This window comes from Erwinia typographi (assembly GCF_000773975.1).
Lineage (GTDB): Bacteria > Pseudomonadota > Gammaproteobacteria > Enterobacterales > Enterobacteriaceae > Erwinia > Erwinia typographi.
In genome coordinates, this window is sequence record NZ_JRUQ01000062.1 from 214,505 (window position 1) to 230,526 (window position 16,022).

Annotated in this window: 12 protein-coding genes; 9 read left to right on the top strand and 3 right to left on the bottom strand. The window is 60.1% G+C overall.

Annotation, left to right across the window (positions count from 1 at the left end; genetic code table 11):
- Positions 1-90 precede the first annotated feature (90 nt).
- The 8 genes from atzF to urtE all read left to right on the top strand — a co-directional run bounded on the left by atzF (position 91) and on the right by urtE (position 11,785).
- A complete protein-coding gene (gene atzF, locus NG99_RS22060) occupies positions 91-1,893 on the top strand; it encodes an allophanate hydrolase (protein ID WP_034897815.1) in 1,803 nt (600 codons plus the stop codon).
- Positions 1,886-5,503, top strand: a complete 3,618-nt coding sequence (gene uca, locus NG99_RS22065) for an urea carboxylase (RefSeq protein ID WP_034897817.1) — start codon at positions 1,886-1,888, stop codon at positions 5,501-5,503. Before atzF ends, uca begins: the two co-directional genes overlap by 8 nt.
- Positions 5,504-5,514: 11 nt before the next feature.
- The gene (locus tag NG99_RS22070; protein ID WP_034897819.1) at positions 5,515-6,225 is read left to right on the top strand and encodes a GntR family transcriptional regulator; all 711 of its coding nucleotides are present in this window, start codon (positions 5,515-5,517) and stop codon (positions 6,223-6,225) included.
- Between the two features lie 27 nt (positions 6,226-6,252).
- Complete coding sequence (urtA, locus tag NG99_RS22075) at positions 6,253-7,521, top strand: urea ABC transporter substrate-binding protein (protein ID WP_034897821.1); 1,269 nt, start codon at positions 6,253-6,255, stop codon at positions 7,519-7,521.
- Positions 7,522-7,650: 129 nt separating this feature from the next.
- A complete protein-coding gene (gene urtB, locus NG99_RS22080) occupies positions 7,651-9,225 on the top strand; it encodes an urea ABC transporter permease subunit UrtB (RefSeq protein WP_034897824.1) in 1,575 nt (524 codons plus the stop codon).
- Entirely contained in the window at positions 9,225-10,301 is a 1,077-nt protein-coding gene (gene urtC, locus NG99_RS22085) for an urea ABC transporter permease subunit UrtC (protein WP_034897826.1), read from the top strand. The genes urtB and urtC overlap by 1 nt, the downstream gene beginning before the upstream one ends.
- Positions 10,294-11,085 carry an urea ABC transporter ATP-binding protein UrtD gene (urtD, locus tag NG99_RS22090; RefSeq protein WP_034897829.1) on the top strand — a complete coding sequence of 264 codons (792 nt, stop codon included), beginning with the start codon at positions 10,294-10,296 and terminating at the stop codon, positions 11,083-11,085. Before urtC ends, urtD begins: the two co-directional genes overlap by 8 nt.
- A gap of 1 nt (position 11,086) precedes the next feature.
- Positions 11,087-11,785: an urea ABC transporter ATP-binding subunit UrtE gene (gene urtE, locus NG99_RS22095; protein WP_034897832.1), complete on the top strand. Its 699-nt coding sequence runs from the start codon at positions 11,087-11,089 to the stop codon at positions 11,783-11,785.
- Positions 11,786-11,867: 82 nt separating this feature from the next.
- Here urtE and NG99_RS22100 read toward each other — a convergent pair whose 3' ends face one another.
- The 3 genes from NG99_RS22100 to rbsK are packed head-to-tail and all read right to left on the bottom strand — an operon-like array spanning position 11,868 to position 15,137.
- Positions 11,868-12,887, bottom strand: a complete 1,020-nt coding sequence (locus NG99_RS22100) for an aldose 1-epimerase family protein (RefSeq protein ID WP_034897834.1) — start codon at positions 12,885-12,887, stop codon at positions 11,868-11,870.
- Positions 12,884-14,209, bottom strand: coding sequence for an L-fucose:H+ symporter permease (gene fucP / locus NG99_RS22105; protein WP_034897837.1), 1,326 nt, complete (start codon positions 14,207-14,209; stop codon positions 12,884-12,886). Before fucP ends, NG99_RS22100 begins: the two co-directional genes overlap by 4 nt.
- Before the next feature lie 13 nt (positions 14,210-14,222).
- Positions 14,223-15,137 carry a ribokinase gene (gene rbsK / locus NG99_RS22110; RefSeq protein ID WP_034897839.1) on the bottom strand — a complete coding sequence of 305 codons (915 nt, stop codon included), beginning with the start codon at positions 15,135-15,137 and terminating at the stop codon, positions 14,223-14,225.
- 181 nt (positions 15,138-15,318) lie between these two features.
- Between rbsK and deoC the strand changes: the two genes are divergently transcribed.
- On the top strand, positions 15,319-15,999 hold the full coding sequence (deoC, locus tag NG99_RS22115; RefSeq protein WP_034897842.1) for a deoxyribose-phosphate aldolase: 681 nt from the start codon (positions 15,319-15,321) through the stop codon (positions 15,997-15,999).
- Positions 16,000-16,022: the final 23 nt, after the last annotated feature.

Here is a 16,022-nt window from a genome sequence, read left to right on the forward strand (position 1 = left end):
ATTTTAATCCATTAAAATTCAATGAACTATCAATTGGCACAACTTTTGCTCTGTTGAACCCCATCTTGTATACCAGATGGAATTCAACTTATGGCCCCGACCACCGGCTTCACCCTTAGCGACTGGCAGCAGCACTACCTTCAGCATCCTGACGCCGTTCTCTCCACGCTGGAAAGCCTGACCAACGGCTTATCCAGCGAGGATAACGCCTGGATTTACCTGGCTACCCCGGCGCAAATCCGCGCTCAGGTGGAGCCTCTGCTGACGGCCTGGCAACAGGACCCTTCCTCGCTGCCGCTGTTTGGGGTGCCGTTTGCGGTGAAAGACAATATTGACGTGGCGGGCTGGCCGACGACGGCAGCCTGTCCGGCGTTTTCCCATCTGGCCGCGGCGGACGCGACCGCAGTCGCGAAGCTCAAGGCGGCGGGCGCGGTAGTTATAGGCAAAACCAACCTCGACCAGTATGCCACCGGCCTAGTAGGCACACGCTCACCGTTTGGCGCGGTGAAAAACACCCTTAATCCTGACTATGTCAGCGGCGGCTCCAGTTCAGGCTCCGCTTCGGTCACCGCTCGCGGCCTGGTGGGCTTTGCACTGGGAACGGACACCGCCGGTTCAGGGCGCGTTCCGGCTGGATTCAACAATATTGTCGGCCTGAAACCAACCAAAGGCTGGCTGTCGGCAACGGGCGTGGTGCCTGCCTGCCGCCTGAACGACACCCTTTCAGTCTTTGCCCTGACGGTGGAAGATGCGTTCCTCGTGGCAAGCTGCGCCGGAGGCTATGACGCCAGCGACGCCTATTCTCGCAGCAATCCGGGACTGGCTCCCGCCTCGCTTCCTGCCGCTCCCCGGCTGGCCGTTCCCTCCACGCTGGAATTTTTCGGCGACGCTCAGGCCGAAGCCGCCTGGGAAAAATCCGTGGCGGCGCTGCAGGCGCTGGGGGCTACGCTGCACCCGATAGATTTTTCGGCTTTCCATCAGCTTGCTGAACAGCTCTATTACGGCCCGTGGGTGGCCGAGCGAACCGTCGCCGTTGGCGACATGCTGGAACGCAAAGAGGAGATGGACCCGGTAGTTTACGGCATCGTCGCCAGCGGCCTCAACTACAGCGCGGTAGACGCTTATAAAGCAGAATACCTGCGGGCGGAACTGACCCGCCAGATCCAGCAAACCATGAGCCAGTTTGATGCGCTGGTCGTGCCAACCTCCCCGACCATCCACACGCTGGAAGAGATGAAGCAGGAACCGGTGCGCTTCAACTCGCAGTTTGGCACCTATACCAACTTCACCAACCTGGCGGATCTTTCCGCCCTCGCGCTGCCCGGTCCGTTCCGGGACGACGGATTGCCGGCGGGGATCACCCTGATTGCCCCGGCCTGGTATGACCGTGCGCTGGTCACCTTCGGCCAGCGCTTGCAGGCCAGCCAGGCGCTGAGCCTCGGTGCGACGGGTAAAGCCCAGCCTTCAGCCCGGTCGCTACTGGCGGCCTCATCCCTGCACGTCCGCGTGGCGGTAGTCGGCGCTCACCTGACCGGCATGCCGCTGAACCATCAGCTCACCACCCGCGATGCGGTGCTGGTTGAAGAGACAAAAACGGCGGCCTGCTATCGCCTCTATGCGCTCGCCAATACCAAACCGCCTAAGCCCGGCCTGGCGAAAGGCAGCGACGGCGCGGCGATCGTTGTCGAGCTGTGGGACATCCCGCTGGCCCGCTTCGGCGAGTTTGTGGCGGAAATTCCCGCGCCGCTGGGTATTGGCACGCTGGAGCTGGCCGACGGTCGGCTGGTGAAAGGCTTTATCTGTGAACCCGCCGTGCTGGCGGAGGCAACCGACATTACCGAATTTGGCGGCTGGCGAAACTGGCTGTCCCGCAAGGAGACTCGCAATGTTTAATACCGTCCTGATAGCCAACCGTGGCGAAATAGCCTGCCGCGCTATCCGCACCCTGAAACGCCTGGGCATCACCAGCGTGGCGGTTTTCTCGGCAGCGGATAAGAATGCCCAGCATGTGAAGGATGCTGATATCGCCATTGCCCTCGGCGGAGAAAAAGCCAGCGACAGCTATTTGCGTATCGACAAGATCCTCGCGGCAGCGAAAGAGACGGGCGCGCAGGCCATCTGGCCGGGCTATGGTTTTCTTTCCGAGAGCCTGCCGTTTGCCGCCGCCTGTGAAGAGGCCGGGATCGCCTTCGTCGGCCCTACCGCTCATCAAATCGGCGAGTTTGGCCTCAAGCACCGCGCACGCGAACTGGCTGCCGCCGCAGGCGTTCCGATGACGCCAGGCACGCCGCTGCTGGCGTCGCTGGAAGAAGCGCTGAGCGCGGCCGATCGGGTTGGCTATCCGGTGATGCTGAAAAGCACCGCTGGCGGCGGCGGCATTGGCCTGACTCGCTGTGCGGATGCCGAAGCGCTGCGCAATGCGTGGGAGAGCGTTCGTCGTCTGGGCGAACAGTTCTTCAGCGATGCTGGCGTCTTCCTGGAGCGCTGCATCGATCGCGCCCGCCACGTTGAGGTGCAAATTTTTGGCGATGGCAAAGGCAAGGTGATCGCGCTCGGCGAGCGCGACTGCTCGCTACAGCGCCGCAATCAGAAAGTGGTTGAAGAAACACCCGCGCCGCAGTTGCCGGAAGCGACCCGCTCGGCCCTGCTGGCGTCAGCGGTTAAGCTCGGGGAGCTGGTCAGCTACCGTAGCGCCGGCACGGTAGAATATATCTATGATGCTGAGAGCGACGAGTTCTTCTTCCTGGAAGTGAATACTCGTCTACAGGTCGAGCACCCGGTGACCGAATGCGTAACCGGACTGGATCTGGTCGAATGTATGCTGCGCGTAGCCGCAGAAGAGGACATTGACTGGGCGCGCCTGGCGCAGGCCCCGCAGGGCGCTTCGATTGAAGTCCGTATTTATGCCGAAGATCCGCTGAAAAACTTTCAGCCAAGCCCTGGCGTGCTGACGGAAGTCTGCTTCCCGGAAAACGTGCGCGTGGATGGCTGGATCGATAGCGGAACGGAAGTTTCTGCTTTTTACGATCCGATGATCGCCAAACTGATTGTCCATGCCGAAAACCGCGAGGCCGCGCTGGCAAAAATGCAGCAGGCGCTGAGTGAAACGCGCCTGCACGGCATCGCAACAAACCTTGATTACCTGCGCCAGGTGGTGGCTACCGAAGCGTTCCACACCGGTAAGGTCTGGACCCGTATGCTGGACAGCTTTACCCCGGCGTCAAAAGTGATTGAAGTTGTCCAGCCGGGAACCTGGAGCAGCATCCAGGATTACCCTGGCCGCCTCGGCTACTGGGATATCGGCGTGCCGCCCTCAGGTCCGATGGACGACTTCGCCTTCCGCCTGGCAAACCGGATTGTCGGCAACGCCGAAGAGGCGGCGGGGCTGGAGTTCACTCTACAGGGGCCAACGCTGCGCTTCCACAGCGATACGCTGATTGCGCTGACCGGCGCAGAATGCCCCGCTACCCTGGACGGAGAGCCCGTAGCTTACTGGCAGCCGCTGGCCGTCAGCGCCGGACAAACGCTGACGCTGGGCCGCGCCCAGATGGGCTGTCGCACCTATCTGGCGGTACGTAACGGCTTTGACGTGCCGGAATACCTCGGCAGCCGCTCGACTTTTGCGCTGGGCCAGTTTGGCGGTCACGCCGGACGTACGCTGCGCGTGGCCGATATGCTGGCCATCTCTCAGCCTGAACTGGCCGCCTGCACCACGCCTGCGCCAGTGAGCGAGCCGCAGGCCATCGACGCTTCTCTGGTGCCGGACTACGGCGACGAATGGCGAATCGGTGTTCTCTACGGACCGCACGGCGCGCCGGACTTCTTTACTCAGGAATCCATCGACGAATTTTTTGCCGCTGAGTGGCAGGTTCACTACAACTCGAATCGCCTGGGCGTGCGTCTGGTCGGGCCGAAGCCGGGCTGGACCCGCGCCAACGGCGGCGAAGCCGGGCTGCACCCTTCCAACGTGCACGACTGCGAATATGCCATCGGCGCGGTGAACTTTACCGGTGACTTCCCGGTGATCCTCACCCGCGACGGACCGAGCCTCGGCGGCTTCGTCTGTCCGGTCACCATCGCCAAAGCCGAGCTGTGGAAAGTAGGTCAGGTCAAGCCTGGCGATCGTATCCGCTTCCATCCCATCAGTTTCGAAGAGGCCCACGCGCTGGAGCTGGCGCAGGCGAAAAGCGTTGAGCAGCTACATGCCGCCCCGCCGCCAGCCTGGGAGGTCCCTTCACTGGCGGAAACTGAATATGGCTCGGCCACGGTGCTGGCGGCGATAAAGGCCACCGCGCTGACGCCAACCGCCGTTTATCGTCAGGCTGGCGATAACTACATCCTGATTGAATATGGCGACAACGTGCTCGATCTGGCGCTGCGCCTGCGCATCCATCTGCTGATGACCGCGCTGAAGGAGAGCGGCCAGCCGGGCATTGAGGAGCTGTCGCCAGGGGTGCGCTCGCTGCAAATCCGCTACGACAGCCGCATTCTCAGTCAGAAGCAGTTGTTGACTCTGCTGCTGACGCTGGAGAAAAACCTCGGCGACGTCAGCCAGATGAAAGTGCCTTCCCGCATTGTGCATATGCCAATGGCCTTTGAGGACAGCGCCACGCTGGGCGCGGTTGAACGCTATCAGGAGACCGTGCGGGCCAGCGCGCCGTGGCTGCCAAATAACGTCGATTTTATCCAGCGTATCAACGGCCTGAACAGCCGCGAGGAAGTTCGCGACACCATTTTTGAGGCCAGCTACCTGATTCTGGGCCTGGGCGATGTGTATCTCGGAGCGCCTTGCGCAGTACCGGTCGATCCTCGTCATCGCCTGCTCAGCTCGAAATATAACCCGGCCCGAACCCATACGGCAGAGGGAACCGTCGGCATCGGCGGCATGTACATGTGCATCTACGGCATGGACTCGCCGGGAGGTTACCAGTTGGTTGGCCGCACCCTGCCAATCTGGAATAAATTCCTGAAAAACGAACAGTTTGCCGCCAACGAGCCGTGGCTGCTGCACTTCTTCGATCGGGTCCGTTTCTACCCGGTCAGCGAGGAGGAGCTGGAGGTGCTGCGCGAAGATTTCCGCGAAGGCCGCGCAACCATAAAAATCGAAGAAGCCACGTTTGGTTTCGCTGAGCACACGCGTTTCCTCAGTGAAAATGCCGATGCCATCGCCGAATTCCGCGCCAAACAGGCCACGGCGTTTGAGGCTGAGGTCGCGCTGTGGGCACAGGAGGACGAAGGCGCGCCGCTGACCAGCGATGAAAACTTGATGCCGGAAGAAGAAGAGGATGGCGCGCTTCAGGTGAGTGCCGATCTGAACGGCAACATCTGGAAAGTGCTGGTCAAGCCAGGGGATGAAGTCACCGCCGGCCAGCCGGTAATCATCGTGGAAGCGATGAAGATGGAGCTGGCGATCCATGCGCCGCAGGCCGGCCGGGTGAAACGCATTGCCTGTCAGCCGGGCCGCCCCGTCAGTCCGGGCGACGCCCTGCTGTGGCTGGAATAAAGGAGTCAGGGATGCAGGAATATCAGCCGAAACGCGGCAAGGCCAGGCCGGAAGCGCTGGCCGAAAAAGTCTACCAGACGATCAAAAACGACATTTTCGATTTTCGCCTGATGCCGGGCGATCGCTTCAGCGAAAGCGAAATGGCCGGGAGGATGGAGGTCAGCCGCACGCCGGTGCGGCAGGCGCTGTTCTGGCTTGAGCGTGAAGGCTATGTCGAAGTCTATTTTCGCAGCGGCTGGCAGGTACGCCAGTTCGATTTCGAATACTTCGAGGAGCTTTACGATTTAAGGATCGTGCTGGAATGCGAAGCCGTGCGCCGCCTGTGCAGTATGCCTCAGGGGCGTGCCAGCGAGCTGCTGACCGAGCTGCAGCGCTTCTGGGTGGACTCACCTCGCCTGGAGGACGGCAAAGCGGTGTCGCTGCGCGACGAGGCATTCCATATGGCAATTGTGGCCGCCGCTGGCAACAGCGAAATGGCCCGCATTCATGCCGAACTGACGGAAAAAATACGTATTATCCGCCGTCTCGACTTTACCCGCGAGGATCGCATTGAGGCTACCTATAACGAACACGCCCAGATTTTGCTGGCGGTATTACAACAACACACTGAGGAGGCCCAGCGTATTCTGACCGCCCACATTTCGGTGAGTAAGGCCGAGGTCAGAAAGATCACACTTCACATGCTCCAGCAGGCAAGGCTTCAACCGGATTCATCACTATAAACAACAAAACTTTTGAGGGTTCGCCAGATGAAAAGACGTTCACTGCTTAAGGCTTTTGCGCTATCGGCCACGGTGGTCAGTATGGGATTATCTTGGGGTGCGCAGGCTGCGGACACCATTAAAGTAGGCATTCTTTCCTCGCTGTCAGGCACGATGGCCATCTCCGAAACGCCGCTGAAGGATGTCGCGCTGATGACCATTGATGAGATCAACGCCAAAGGCGGCGTACTGGGCAAAAAGCTGGAGCCGGTGGTTGTCGACCCGGCGTCAAACTGGCCGCTGTTTGCCGAGAAAGCCCGCCAGCTGCTGACCCAGGATAAAGCCGCCGTGGTGTTTGGCTGCTGGACCTCCGTGTCGCGCAAATCCGTGCTGCCGGTGTTTGAGGAGCTGAACGGCCTGCTGTTCTATCCGGTGCAGTATGAAGGCGAAGAGATGTCGCCAAACGTGTTCTACACCGGCGCCGCACCTAACCAGCAGGCGATCCCGGCGGTGGAATATTTGATGAGCGAAGATGGCGGCAGCGCAAAACGCTTCTTCCTGCTCGGCACCGACTATGTTTATCCGCGCACCACCAACAAAATCCTGCGCGCGTTCCTGCACTCTAAGGGCGTGAAGGATAGCGATATCGAAGAGGTGTACACGCCATTCGGCTACAGCGATTACCAGACCATCGTATCGAACATCAAGAAATTCTCCGCCGGCGGTAAAACGGCGGTGATCTCCACCATCAACGGCGACTCAAACGTGCCGTTCTACAAAGAGCTGGCTAACCAGGGCCTTAAGGCCACCGACGTTCCGGTTGTCGCCTTCTCCGTAGGTGAAGAAGAGCTGCGCGGCATTGATACCAAGCCGCTGGTAGGCAACCTGGCTGCCTGGAACTACTTCGAATCGGTTGATAACCCGGTGAATAAGAAGTTTGTTGCGGATTACCGCGCCTGGGCCAAAGCGCATAACCTGCCGAACGCGGCCACGGCGGTCACCAACGATCCGATGGAAGCGACCTATGTCGGTATCCATATGTGGGCACAGGCCGTAGAAAAAGCGGGCACCACCGACGTGGATAAAGTGCGCGACGCCATGGCCGGACAGACCTTCAAGGCGCCGGATGGCTTCACGCTGACCATGGATAAAACTAACCACCACCTGCACAAACCGGTGATGATTGGCGAAATCGAAGACAATGGTCAGTTCAACGTGGTCTGGCAGACCGACAAGCCGGTTCGCGCGCAGCCGTGGAGCCCGTTCATCGCTGGCAACGACAAAAAACCCGATCATCCAGTGAAATCAACGCAGTAATCGTGAAGGCGGGCGGATCTTTTCGCCCGCTTAGCCGCCAGGGCGAAAAGATCCGCCCGGCACATTTTACTCTGTTAGGGCCGGTGCTCCGGCCCGCTTTCTGTAACCCTGACCTGGACGGGCTTTGCTATGACGATTCGCCCTTTTATTACGCTGCTCCTTGCGCTGTGCCTGCTGGCTCCGCTGGCTGCCTTTGCCGGGCCGGCAGCGGACTTTGCGTCGGCCAGCCGGACAGACCAAATCAAATTATTGCAGGCCTGGGCGGCAACGCCCGATCCTGCCCGCCTGCCTTTCCTTAAGGCGCTGCGTAAAGAGAACGTGGTGCTTGATGAGAACAAACAGCCGTTCAGTGAGGCTGACGGCAAGCTCACGCCGCTGGACAGCGCGGCTCAGCCCGCTGGCAGCACCAAAAAGCTGTTTATGAATAACCGCCTGCGGGTGATGATTGCCACCACGCTGGCCGCCCATCAGCTGGTGAGCGACGACGTTGCCACCCGCCTGAACGCCGCCCGCGCGCTGCAAAATGACGCTCAGGCTGACCAGCTGCCGCTGCTGACCAGGCGCCTGGCGGCGGAGCAGGACAGCGGCGTACATGCCGTGCTGGCGCAGGCCGTAGCTGGTCTGCAAATTGCCGACGCCAGCCCGCAGATTCGCCTTCAGGCGGTGAAGCTGCTGGGCGAAACCAGCGATCCGCAGACGCAGGCGACGCTCGACCGCTTAACACAGCCGCAGAATGAGCCTGATGCGACGGTCCGCGCCGCCGCTGCCGACGGCTTAAAGCAGATCAAGCATCGCCTGATGCTGGGGGACTTCCTCGGTCAGGCCTTCACCGGCCTGTCGCTCGGCTCCGTGCTGCTGCTGGCTGCGCTTGGCCTGGCTATCACTTACGGCCTGCTGGGCGTGATCAACATGGCCCACGGCGAAATGCTCATGCTCGGCGCCTATTCAACCTGGATGGTACAGACGCTGTTCCAGCGTTTCGCGCCTGAGTGGCTGGCGTTCTATCCGCTGCTGGCGTTGCCGGTGGCCTTTTTCGTGACCGCCGCTATCGGCATGGCGCTGGAACGCACCGTCATTCGTCATCTTTATGGCCGCCCGCTGGAAACGCTGCTCGCTACCTGGGGCATCAGCCTGATGCTGATCCAACTGGTGCGCGTGCTGTTCGGGGCGCAAAACCTTGAGGTGGCGAACCCACCGTGGCTCTCCGGCGGCCTTCAGGTTCTGCCGAACCTGGTGCTGCCGTATAACCGCCTCGCGGTGATCGTCTTTGTCTTCGGCGTGCTGTTCCTCACCTGGCTGCTGCTGAACAAGACCCGGCTGGGCATGAACGTGCGGGCCGTGACGCAAAACCGCGCAATGGCGGACTGCTGCGGCGTACCAACCGGCCGGGTGGATATGCTGGCGTTTGGCCTTGGCTCGGGCATTGCCGGTCTGGGCGGCGTGGCGCTGTCGCAGCTTGGCAACGTCGGCCCGGAGCTGGGCCAGGGCTACATCATTGATTCGTTCCTGGTGGTGGTGACCGGCGGCGTCGGCCAGCTGGCGGGAACGGTAGTGGCCGCTTTCGGGCTGGGGCTGCTCAACAAAGTGCTGGAGCCGCAGATTGGCGCGGTGCTGGGCAAGATCCTGATTCTGGTGCTGATCGTCCTGTTTATTCAGAAACGGCCTCAGGGACTGTTTGCCTTTAAAGGAAGGGTGATTGACTGATGACGCAACCCATGACGCTAACCCTCGCGCAGAAAGCGCCGCGCCTCAGCCTTGGCATCGGCCTGCTGGTGTTACTGCTGTTGCTGGTGCTGCCTTTCCTGGCGCTGCTGCCTGCGGATAACCCGCTGGCCCTCTCTACCTATACGCTGACGTTGATTGGCAAGATCCTCTGTTACGCCGTTGTCGCCGTGGCGCTGGACCTGGTCTGGGGCTATGCCGGGCTGCTCTCGCTGGGCCACGGCCTGTTCTTTGCGCTTGGCGGCTACGCGATGGGCATGTACTTAATGCGCCAGGCGTCAGGGGAAGGCCTGCCGGCGTTTATGTCCTTCCTGTCGTGGAACGAGCTGCCGTGGTTCTGGGCCGGGACGCAGCACTTTGCCTGGGCGCTTTGCCTGGTGATGCTGGTGCCGGGCGTACTGGCGCTGGTTTTCGGCTGGTTCGCTTTCCGTTCAAAAATACGCGGCGTTTACTTCTCGATCATGACCCAGGCTCTGACCTACGCAGGAATGCTGCTGTTCTTCCGCAATGAAACCGGCTTCGGCGGCAACAACGGCTTTACCGGCTTCACTACGCTGCTGGGCTTCCCGGTGACCGCCACCAGCACCCGCATCGGCCTGTTCGCCGCCACCGTACTGCTGCTGGTCGCCAGCCTTGGGATCGGTTTTGCCCTCGCCCGCAGTAAGTTTGGCCGCGTGCTGACGGCGGTGCGCGATGCGGAAAACCGCCTGATGTTCTGCGGCTACGATCCGAAGGGATTTAAGCTGTTTGTCTGGACGCTGTCAGCGGTGCTGTGCGGCCTGGCCGGGGCGCTCTACGTGCCTCAGGTGGGCATCATCAACCCCAGTGAGATGTCGCCGACCAACTCCATTGAGGCGGCGATCTGGGTGGCGCTGGGCGGCCGCGGTACGCTGATTGGCCCGCTGCTCGGCGCAGGGATCGTTAACGGCGCGAAAAGCTGGTTTACCGTCGCCTTCCCGGAATACTGGCTGTTCTTCCTGGGCCTGATGTTTATCCTTGTAACCCTGTTCCTGCCGCGCGGCGTGATTGGGCTGATTCGCCGGAGGAAGCATGACTGAACCCCTGTTTACCCAGCCGCACCCGGCTGACCGCCACCGCGATCGCAGCGATCCGGTGCTGCTGCTGGACAATATCAATGTCTCCTTTGACGGCTTTAAGGCGCTGACCAATCTCTCGCTGGAGATAGGCGTCGGCGAACTGCGCTGCGTGATCGGCCCGAACGGCGCGGGGAAAACCACGCTGATGGATGTGATCACCGGCAAAACGCGACCGGACAACGGCCGGGTGATGTACGACCAGAGCACCGACCTCACCTCGCTGTCGCCGGTGGAGATCGCGCGCATCGGTATCGGGCGCAAGTTCCAGAAGCCAACGGTGTTCGAAGTGCTGACGGTGTTTGAAAACCTGGAAATCGCGCTGAAAACCGACAAATCCGTCTGGGCCTGCCTGCGCAGCAGGCTGAACGGCGAGCAGCAGGATCGGATTGATGAAGTCCTGAAGCTGCTGCGGCTGGGCCCGGAGCGTTTCCGTCCGGCTGGCCTGCTTTCTCACGGCCAAAAGCAGTTTCTTGAGATTGGGATGCTGCTGGTACAGGACCCGCATCTGCTGCTGCTGGACGAGCCTGCGGCCGGAATGACCGATGCCGAAACGGAGTATACCGCCGAGCTGTTTCGCAGCCTGGCCGGTCAACATTCGCTGATGGTGGTGGAGCATGATATGGGCTTTGTCGAAACCATTGCCGACCATGTGACGGTACTGCATCAGGGCCAGGTACTGGCCGAGGGCTCGCTGCGCGAAGTGCAGGCCAACGAGCAGGTTATCGAAGTCTATCTGGGGCGCTAACATGTTACAGGTTGCAGAACTTAATCAGTATTACGGCGGCAGCCACATCCTGCGCGGCCTCTCCTTCGAGGCAAAACCGGGCGAAATTACCTGCCTGCTGGGGCGCAACGGGGTAGGAAAAACGACCCTGCTGAAATGCCTGATGGGCCTGATCCCGGCGAAGTCCGGCACCATTCGCTGGCAGGATACCCTGCTCAACGGCCGCAAGCCCCACCAGCGCGTACAGGCTGGCATTGCCTATGTGCCGCAGGGACGAGAAATCTTCCCCCGGCTAACGGTAGAAGAGAATCTGCTCATGGGGCTGGCGCGCTTTTCCGGCGCCGAAGCTAAACAGGTGCCGGAAGAGATCTACCGGCTGTTCCCGGTGCTGAAAGAGATGAAGCAAAGGCGCGGCGGCGACCTTTCCGGCGGACAGCAGCAGCAGTTGGCGATTGGCCGCGCGCTGGCCTGCAAACCGCAGCTGCTGATTCTGGACGAGCCAACCGAGGGCATCCAGCCTTCGGTCATCAAGGAGATTGGCGCCGTTATCCGTCAGCTCGCCCAGCGCGGCGATATGGCTATATTGCTGGTTGAGCAGTTCTACGACTTCGCCGCCGAGCTGGCCGACAGCTATCTGGTGATGTCCAGAGGCGAGATCGTCCAGCGTGGCCGGGGCGAGAGCATGGAGGCCGATGGCGTAAGAGGACTGGTGGCCATCTGATCGCGACTCACGCTCTCCGCGTCGGGCTTATTCGACGGCTTCCGGCCTGATGCAAGCCGTCGAATAAGCTGGCGACAGCGTGTTACTGTTCTGCCAGTCCGGTTTCCACCGAGAAGTGCCGCTGTTCGCCTGCTTCAAGGGTAAGCAGCGTTCCGGCCCGCCTGGCGGCGGAAAAGCCCTCTGGCCGGCAGGTCGCGGGCAGGACAAACGCCGCTACCTGCTGATCGCTGTTATGCAGGATCCAGCGCGTAGCAAAGTTAAACTGTCCGGTATCAAAGGTGGTGCTAAATGCGTACCCTGCGGGCGAACTCAGGGTGAAGGTCGCGCGGTCACCGTACTGCGCCAGATTATCGGCAAAAAAGACAATTTCCGGATCGTACATCTCCGGCTGTGTCAGGCTGCCGAAGCGTTGGGGCTCAGCCTGGAGCTGACGGGTGTAGGCCAGCCAACCCGGCGTGGGATGTACGTGGCCTGGTATTGAGGTGCGCAGTTGGAAAGCCGTCTCCGGGATGCTCTGACTGAAGCTGCCGTTTGCCACATAGGCATAATTCATATGGCACATGTACTGCAACGGCATAGTCGAGCCGGAAAGGTTGGTGACCGACATCTCGATACGCAGCCTTGGCCGCCCGGCCAGCAGCGTCACGCCAGGCATCGCCCGGTAGTGATGACCAAATCCCTTGATGTACTCCAGCTGGCCCTGCAACGCAACGCCCTGTTCCTCCAGCACGATCCAGGCGCTGTCCAGTCTGGCGCAGGCCATCTCGCCGTGCAGCGCATGAACATCGCCTTCCCCCGGACAGCCATTCGCCAGCAGCCCGGAATGGAAAGCGAAACAGCCATAGGTATCGATAATGTCCTTACCCGGCAGAGGCTGTTTAAAGCCGCTGCCCATCGTCAGCCGGTGCCCGTCAAATACCGCATCCCAAACCATCTGACCGTAAAAGGGCAGTATAATCACATAGCCCCGGCTGTTTTCCATCCGCACCGCCTCAATCCCTGAGGGGTAGCGAAACAGCTCAATGCGAAAACTCGCGTTGTCCAGCAGGGTGCGCGGCGTTTCGCCGAACAGCGCGGGGACAAGCGGCAGCGTGGTTTTCATCGTGCCTCCTCAACCAGACGACCGCTGGCGACGGGCTGTTTTTTGTGGCGCAGTTCGCCCCAGAAGTAAAAGCCCACCCAGGCAAAGCAAATCAGGGAGACGCCAAAGGCTAACTGCATGGAGCCAAGACGATCCGACACCAGCCCCTGCAAGGCAGGAACAAAGGCCGCGCCTACAATCGACATCACGATAAATGCCCCGGCGACCTCGGTGTATTTGTTATCAACGGTAGAGAGCGTCCCGGCGTAGATCGTTGCCCAGCAGGGTCCAAACAGCACGCTGACAAACACCGCGGCATAGACCGCCGTAAAGTTAGGCATCAGCATGACCCAGGCCAGGGTTGCCACACCGACAATCGAATAGGCGATCAGCACCTTCTCCGCCCGAAAGCGCGTCATCAGGAAATTGGCGACAAACTTCCCGATAAAGAAGCAGATAAAGCTGTAAATCATAAAGTTCGAGGCATGACGCTCATTCACCGCGCCCAGATTCAGAGCCAGACGAATGGTGAACGACCAGACGGCGACCTGCATCCCGACGTAAAGGAACTGAGCCATGATGCCGCGCCGGAAGTGGCGGTTCTTCGCCAGATAGCTGAAGGTTTCGCCCAGGCCCGGACGCTTTTTTTCGTTGCTTAGCGGCTTGCAGTGCGGGTAACGAGTCAGCAGGAACAGCACCATGACCACCACCAGCACCATCACCAGATACTTGTAAGGCGCCAGCGTGTGCTCCAGCATCGTCAGGCGGAACTGGTGGAGCTGCCCTGCGTCCATTCCCGCCATCTGGCTGTGCAGGCTGTCGCCATTCTGAAACACCAGATATTTGCCCAGAACAATCCCCATCAGCGCGCCAACCGGGTAGAACGTCTGGCTGACGTTAAGCCGCAGCGTGGCATGGTCGCGATGCCCAATCATCGAGCTGTAGGTATTCGCGGCGGTTTCCAGGAAGCTCAGGCCGATGGCAATGGCGAAGATCGCCGCCAGGAACATGGTGTAGGTTGCCATATGCGACGCGGGATAGAACAGCACGCAGCCAGCAATGTACAGCGCCAGTCCCAGCAGTATCGCGATCTTATAGCTGCTGCTGCGGATCACCAGCGAAGCCGGAATGGCAATTAAAAAATAGCCGCCGTAGAAGGCGCTCTGCACCAGCGCGCTGGCAAAGTCGCTCAGGGCAAACACGCTTTTGAACTGGGTGATCAAAATATCATTCAGGCTGGCCGCGCAGCCCCACAGCGGGAACAGGCAGGAAAGTAAAATAAACTGGAACAGCGGAGTCTTATTTAAATAGCCGTCAGGCTGCTGGACGATGTTCTGTTGCATAGCGAATCCTCAGTTAATCGTTGAGAAAACGGTGGAAGGTATCGGCATCGGGATAAGAACGCTGAGTCCCTCGCCCGGTGACGCTACAGGCGGCGTAGGCGGAGGCAGACTGCATAGCCTGCGCCACGTCGCCATGCTGAACCAGGAAGTGGGCAAAGCAGCCGATAAAGGCGTCCCCTGCTCCGCTGGTATCAACGGCGTTGACCGGTGTCGGGCTGACGCGGTGAACCGCATCGTCGCGCATCCACACTGAACCCCGGCTGCCAAGGGTGATAATCAGATTCTTAAGGCCGCGTCCCAGCAGCATCTGACCAGCCCGCAGCACCTCTTCTTCGCTGCTTACCGGCAGACCGGTGAGGATTTCCAGCTCGGTTTCGTTAGGCATAAAGAAATCGCACTGGCAGGCGTAATCAATATCCAGTTCGGCGACGGCGGGTGCAGGGTTGAGGATCAGCGAAATTCCGTGCTGGCGGGCAAAATCAATCGCGTAATAGACCGTCGGCAGCGGGATCTCCAGTTGAAGCACCAGCAGCTTGCAGCGCCTCAGATCCTCTGCCGCCGCATCAATGTCAGCTGGCGACAGCTGGGCGTTCGCGCCTTTGATAATCAAAATGCGGTTCTGCGACTGATCATCGACAAAAATCGGCGCAACGCCGCTGGAGGTGCCCGGCGCAACGCTGACGAAGCGAGTATCCACGCCGTACTGCTGTAAATTCTTTACCGTGTTCTCTGCGAACAGGTCTTCCCCTACCTTGCTGACCATCATCACGTCTGCACCCAGCTTCGCTGCCGCAACGGCCTGGTTGGCCCCTTTTCCACCGCAGCCCAGCGCGAAATCCTCAGCCTCAAGGGTTTCACCGGCCTTTGGCATCGTATTGGTATAGGTGATCAGATCGACCATATTGGAGCCAATGACGGCAATATCCATGACGTTTCCCCCGTATAAATTCCAGCCATTAAATGTTGTAAAAATAACAATAACAATCTCATCATGTTATTTTTGTGACAACCGTCTCAGGCTTAAAATCGTCACAACCAGAGGGTAATTGCTGATTGACGCCGGGACAGAAATGTTATTATTTTAACAAAAAACCTAATCTGTTGAGGAAATCACCGTGCAAAACCCGGACTACGCCCGCTATATCGATCACACGCTGCTGGCCGCCAACGCGACCAGCCAGCAGATTACAACGCTGTGTGACGAAGCCGTCACCCACCGCTTCTATGCTGTCTGCGTCAATTCAGGCTACGTGCCGCTGGCGGCGAAGCGTCTGGCAGGCAGCGAGGTCAAGGTTTGTTCCGTCATCGGTTTTCCACTCGGTGCGGGACTGACCAGCGCAAAAGCGTTTGAGGCGAAGGCGGCCATTGACGCTGGCGCGCAGGAGATTGATATGGTGATTAACATCGGCTGGCTGCACAGCGGCGAGGTACAGGCCGTCCGCGCCGATATCCAGGCCGTGCGCGAGGTTTGCGGCCCCATCCCATTGAAGGTAATATTAGAAACCTGCCTGCTCAGCGACGCGCAAATCATTCAAATTTGTGAAATTTGTCGCGACCTGAAGGTCGCCTTTGTCAAAACCTCCACCGGCTTCAGCACCGGCGGCGCGCGCGAAGAGCATGTGCGCCTGATGCGCAGCGCCGCAGGCCCGGAGGTGGCGGTGAAAGCCTCTGGCGCCGTGCGCGATCGCCAGACGGCAGACAGCATGATCCGGGCAGGAGCCAGCCGCATCGGCACCAGCTCCGGCGTCGCCATCGTTAAGGGCGACAGCCCGTCGGGCGAGGGATATTAACCGTCTTATCAGGAGTGACTGAC

Coding starts and splice junctions, on each gene's coding strand:
- rbsK (WP_034897839.1), bottom strand. CDS start 15,137: ATGGATATTGCCGTCATTGGCTCCAATATGGTCGATCTGATCACCTAT.
- urtA (WP_034897821.1), top strand. CDS start 6,253: ATGAAAAGACGTTCACTGCTTAAGGCTTTTGCGCTATCGGCCACGGTG.
- atzF (WP_034897815.1), top strand. CDS start 91: ATGGCCCCGACCACCGGCTTCACCCTTAGCGACTGGCAGCAGCACTAC.
- urtB (WP_034897824.1), top strand. CDS start 7,651: ATGACGATTCGCCCTTTTATTACGCTGCTCCTTGCGCTGTGCCTGCTG.
- NG99_RS22100 (WP_034897834.1), bottom strand. CDS start 12,887: ATGAAAACCACGCTGCCGCTTGTCCCCGCGCTGTTCGGCGAAACGCCG.
- uca (WP_034897817.1), top strand. CDS start 1,886: ATGTTTAATACCGTCCTGATAGCCAACCGTGGCGAAATAGCCTGCCGC.
- NG99_RS22070 (WP_034897819.1), top strand. CDS start 5,515: ATGCAGGAATATCAGCCGAAACGCGGCAAGGCCAGGCCGGAAGCGCTG.
- fucP (WP_034897837.1), bottom strand. CDS start 14,209: ATGCAACAGAACATCGTCCAGCAGCCTGACGGCTATTTAAATAAGACT.
- urtE (WP_034897832.1), top strand. CDS start 11,087: ATGTTACAGGTTGCAGAACTTAATCAGTATTACGGCGGCAGCCACATC.
- urtC (WP_034897826.1), top strand. CDS start 9,225: ATGACGCAACCCATGACGCTAACCCTCGCGCAGAAAGCGCCGCGCCTC.
- urtD (WP_034897829.1), top strand. CDS start 10,294: ATGACTGAACCCCTGTTTACCCAGCCGCACCCGGCTGACCGCCACCGC.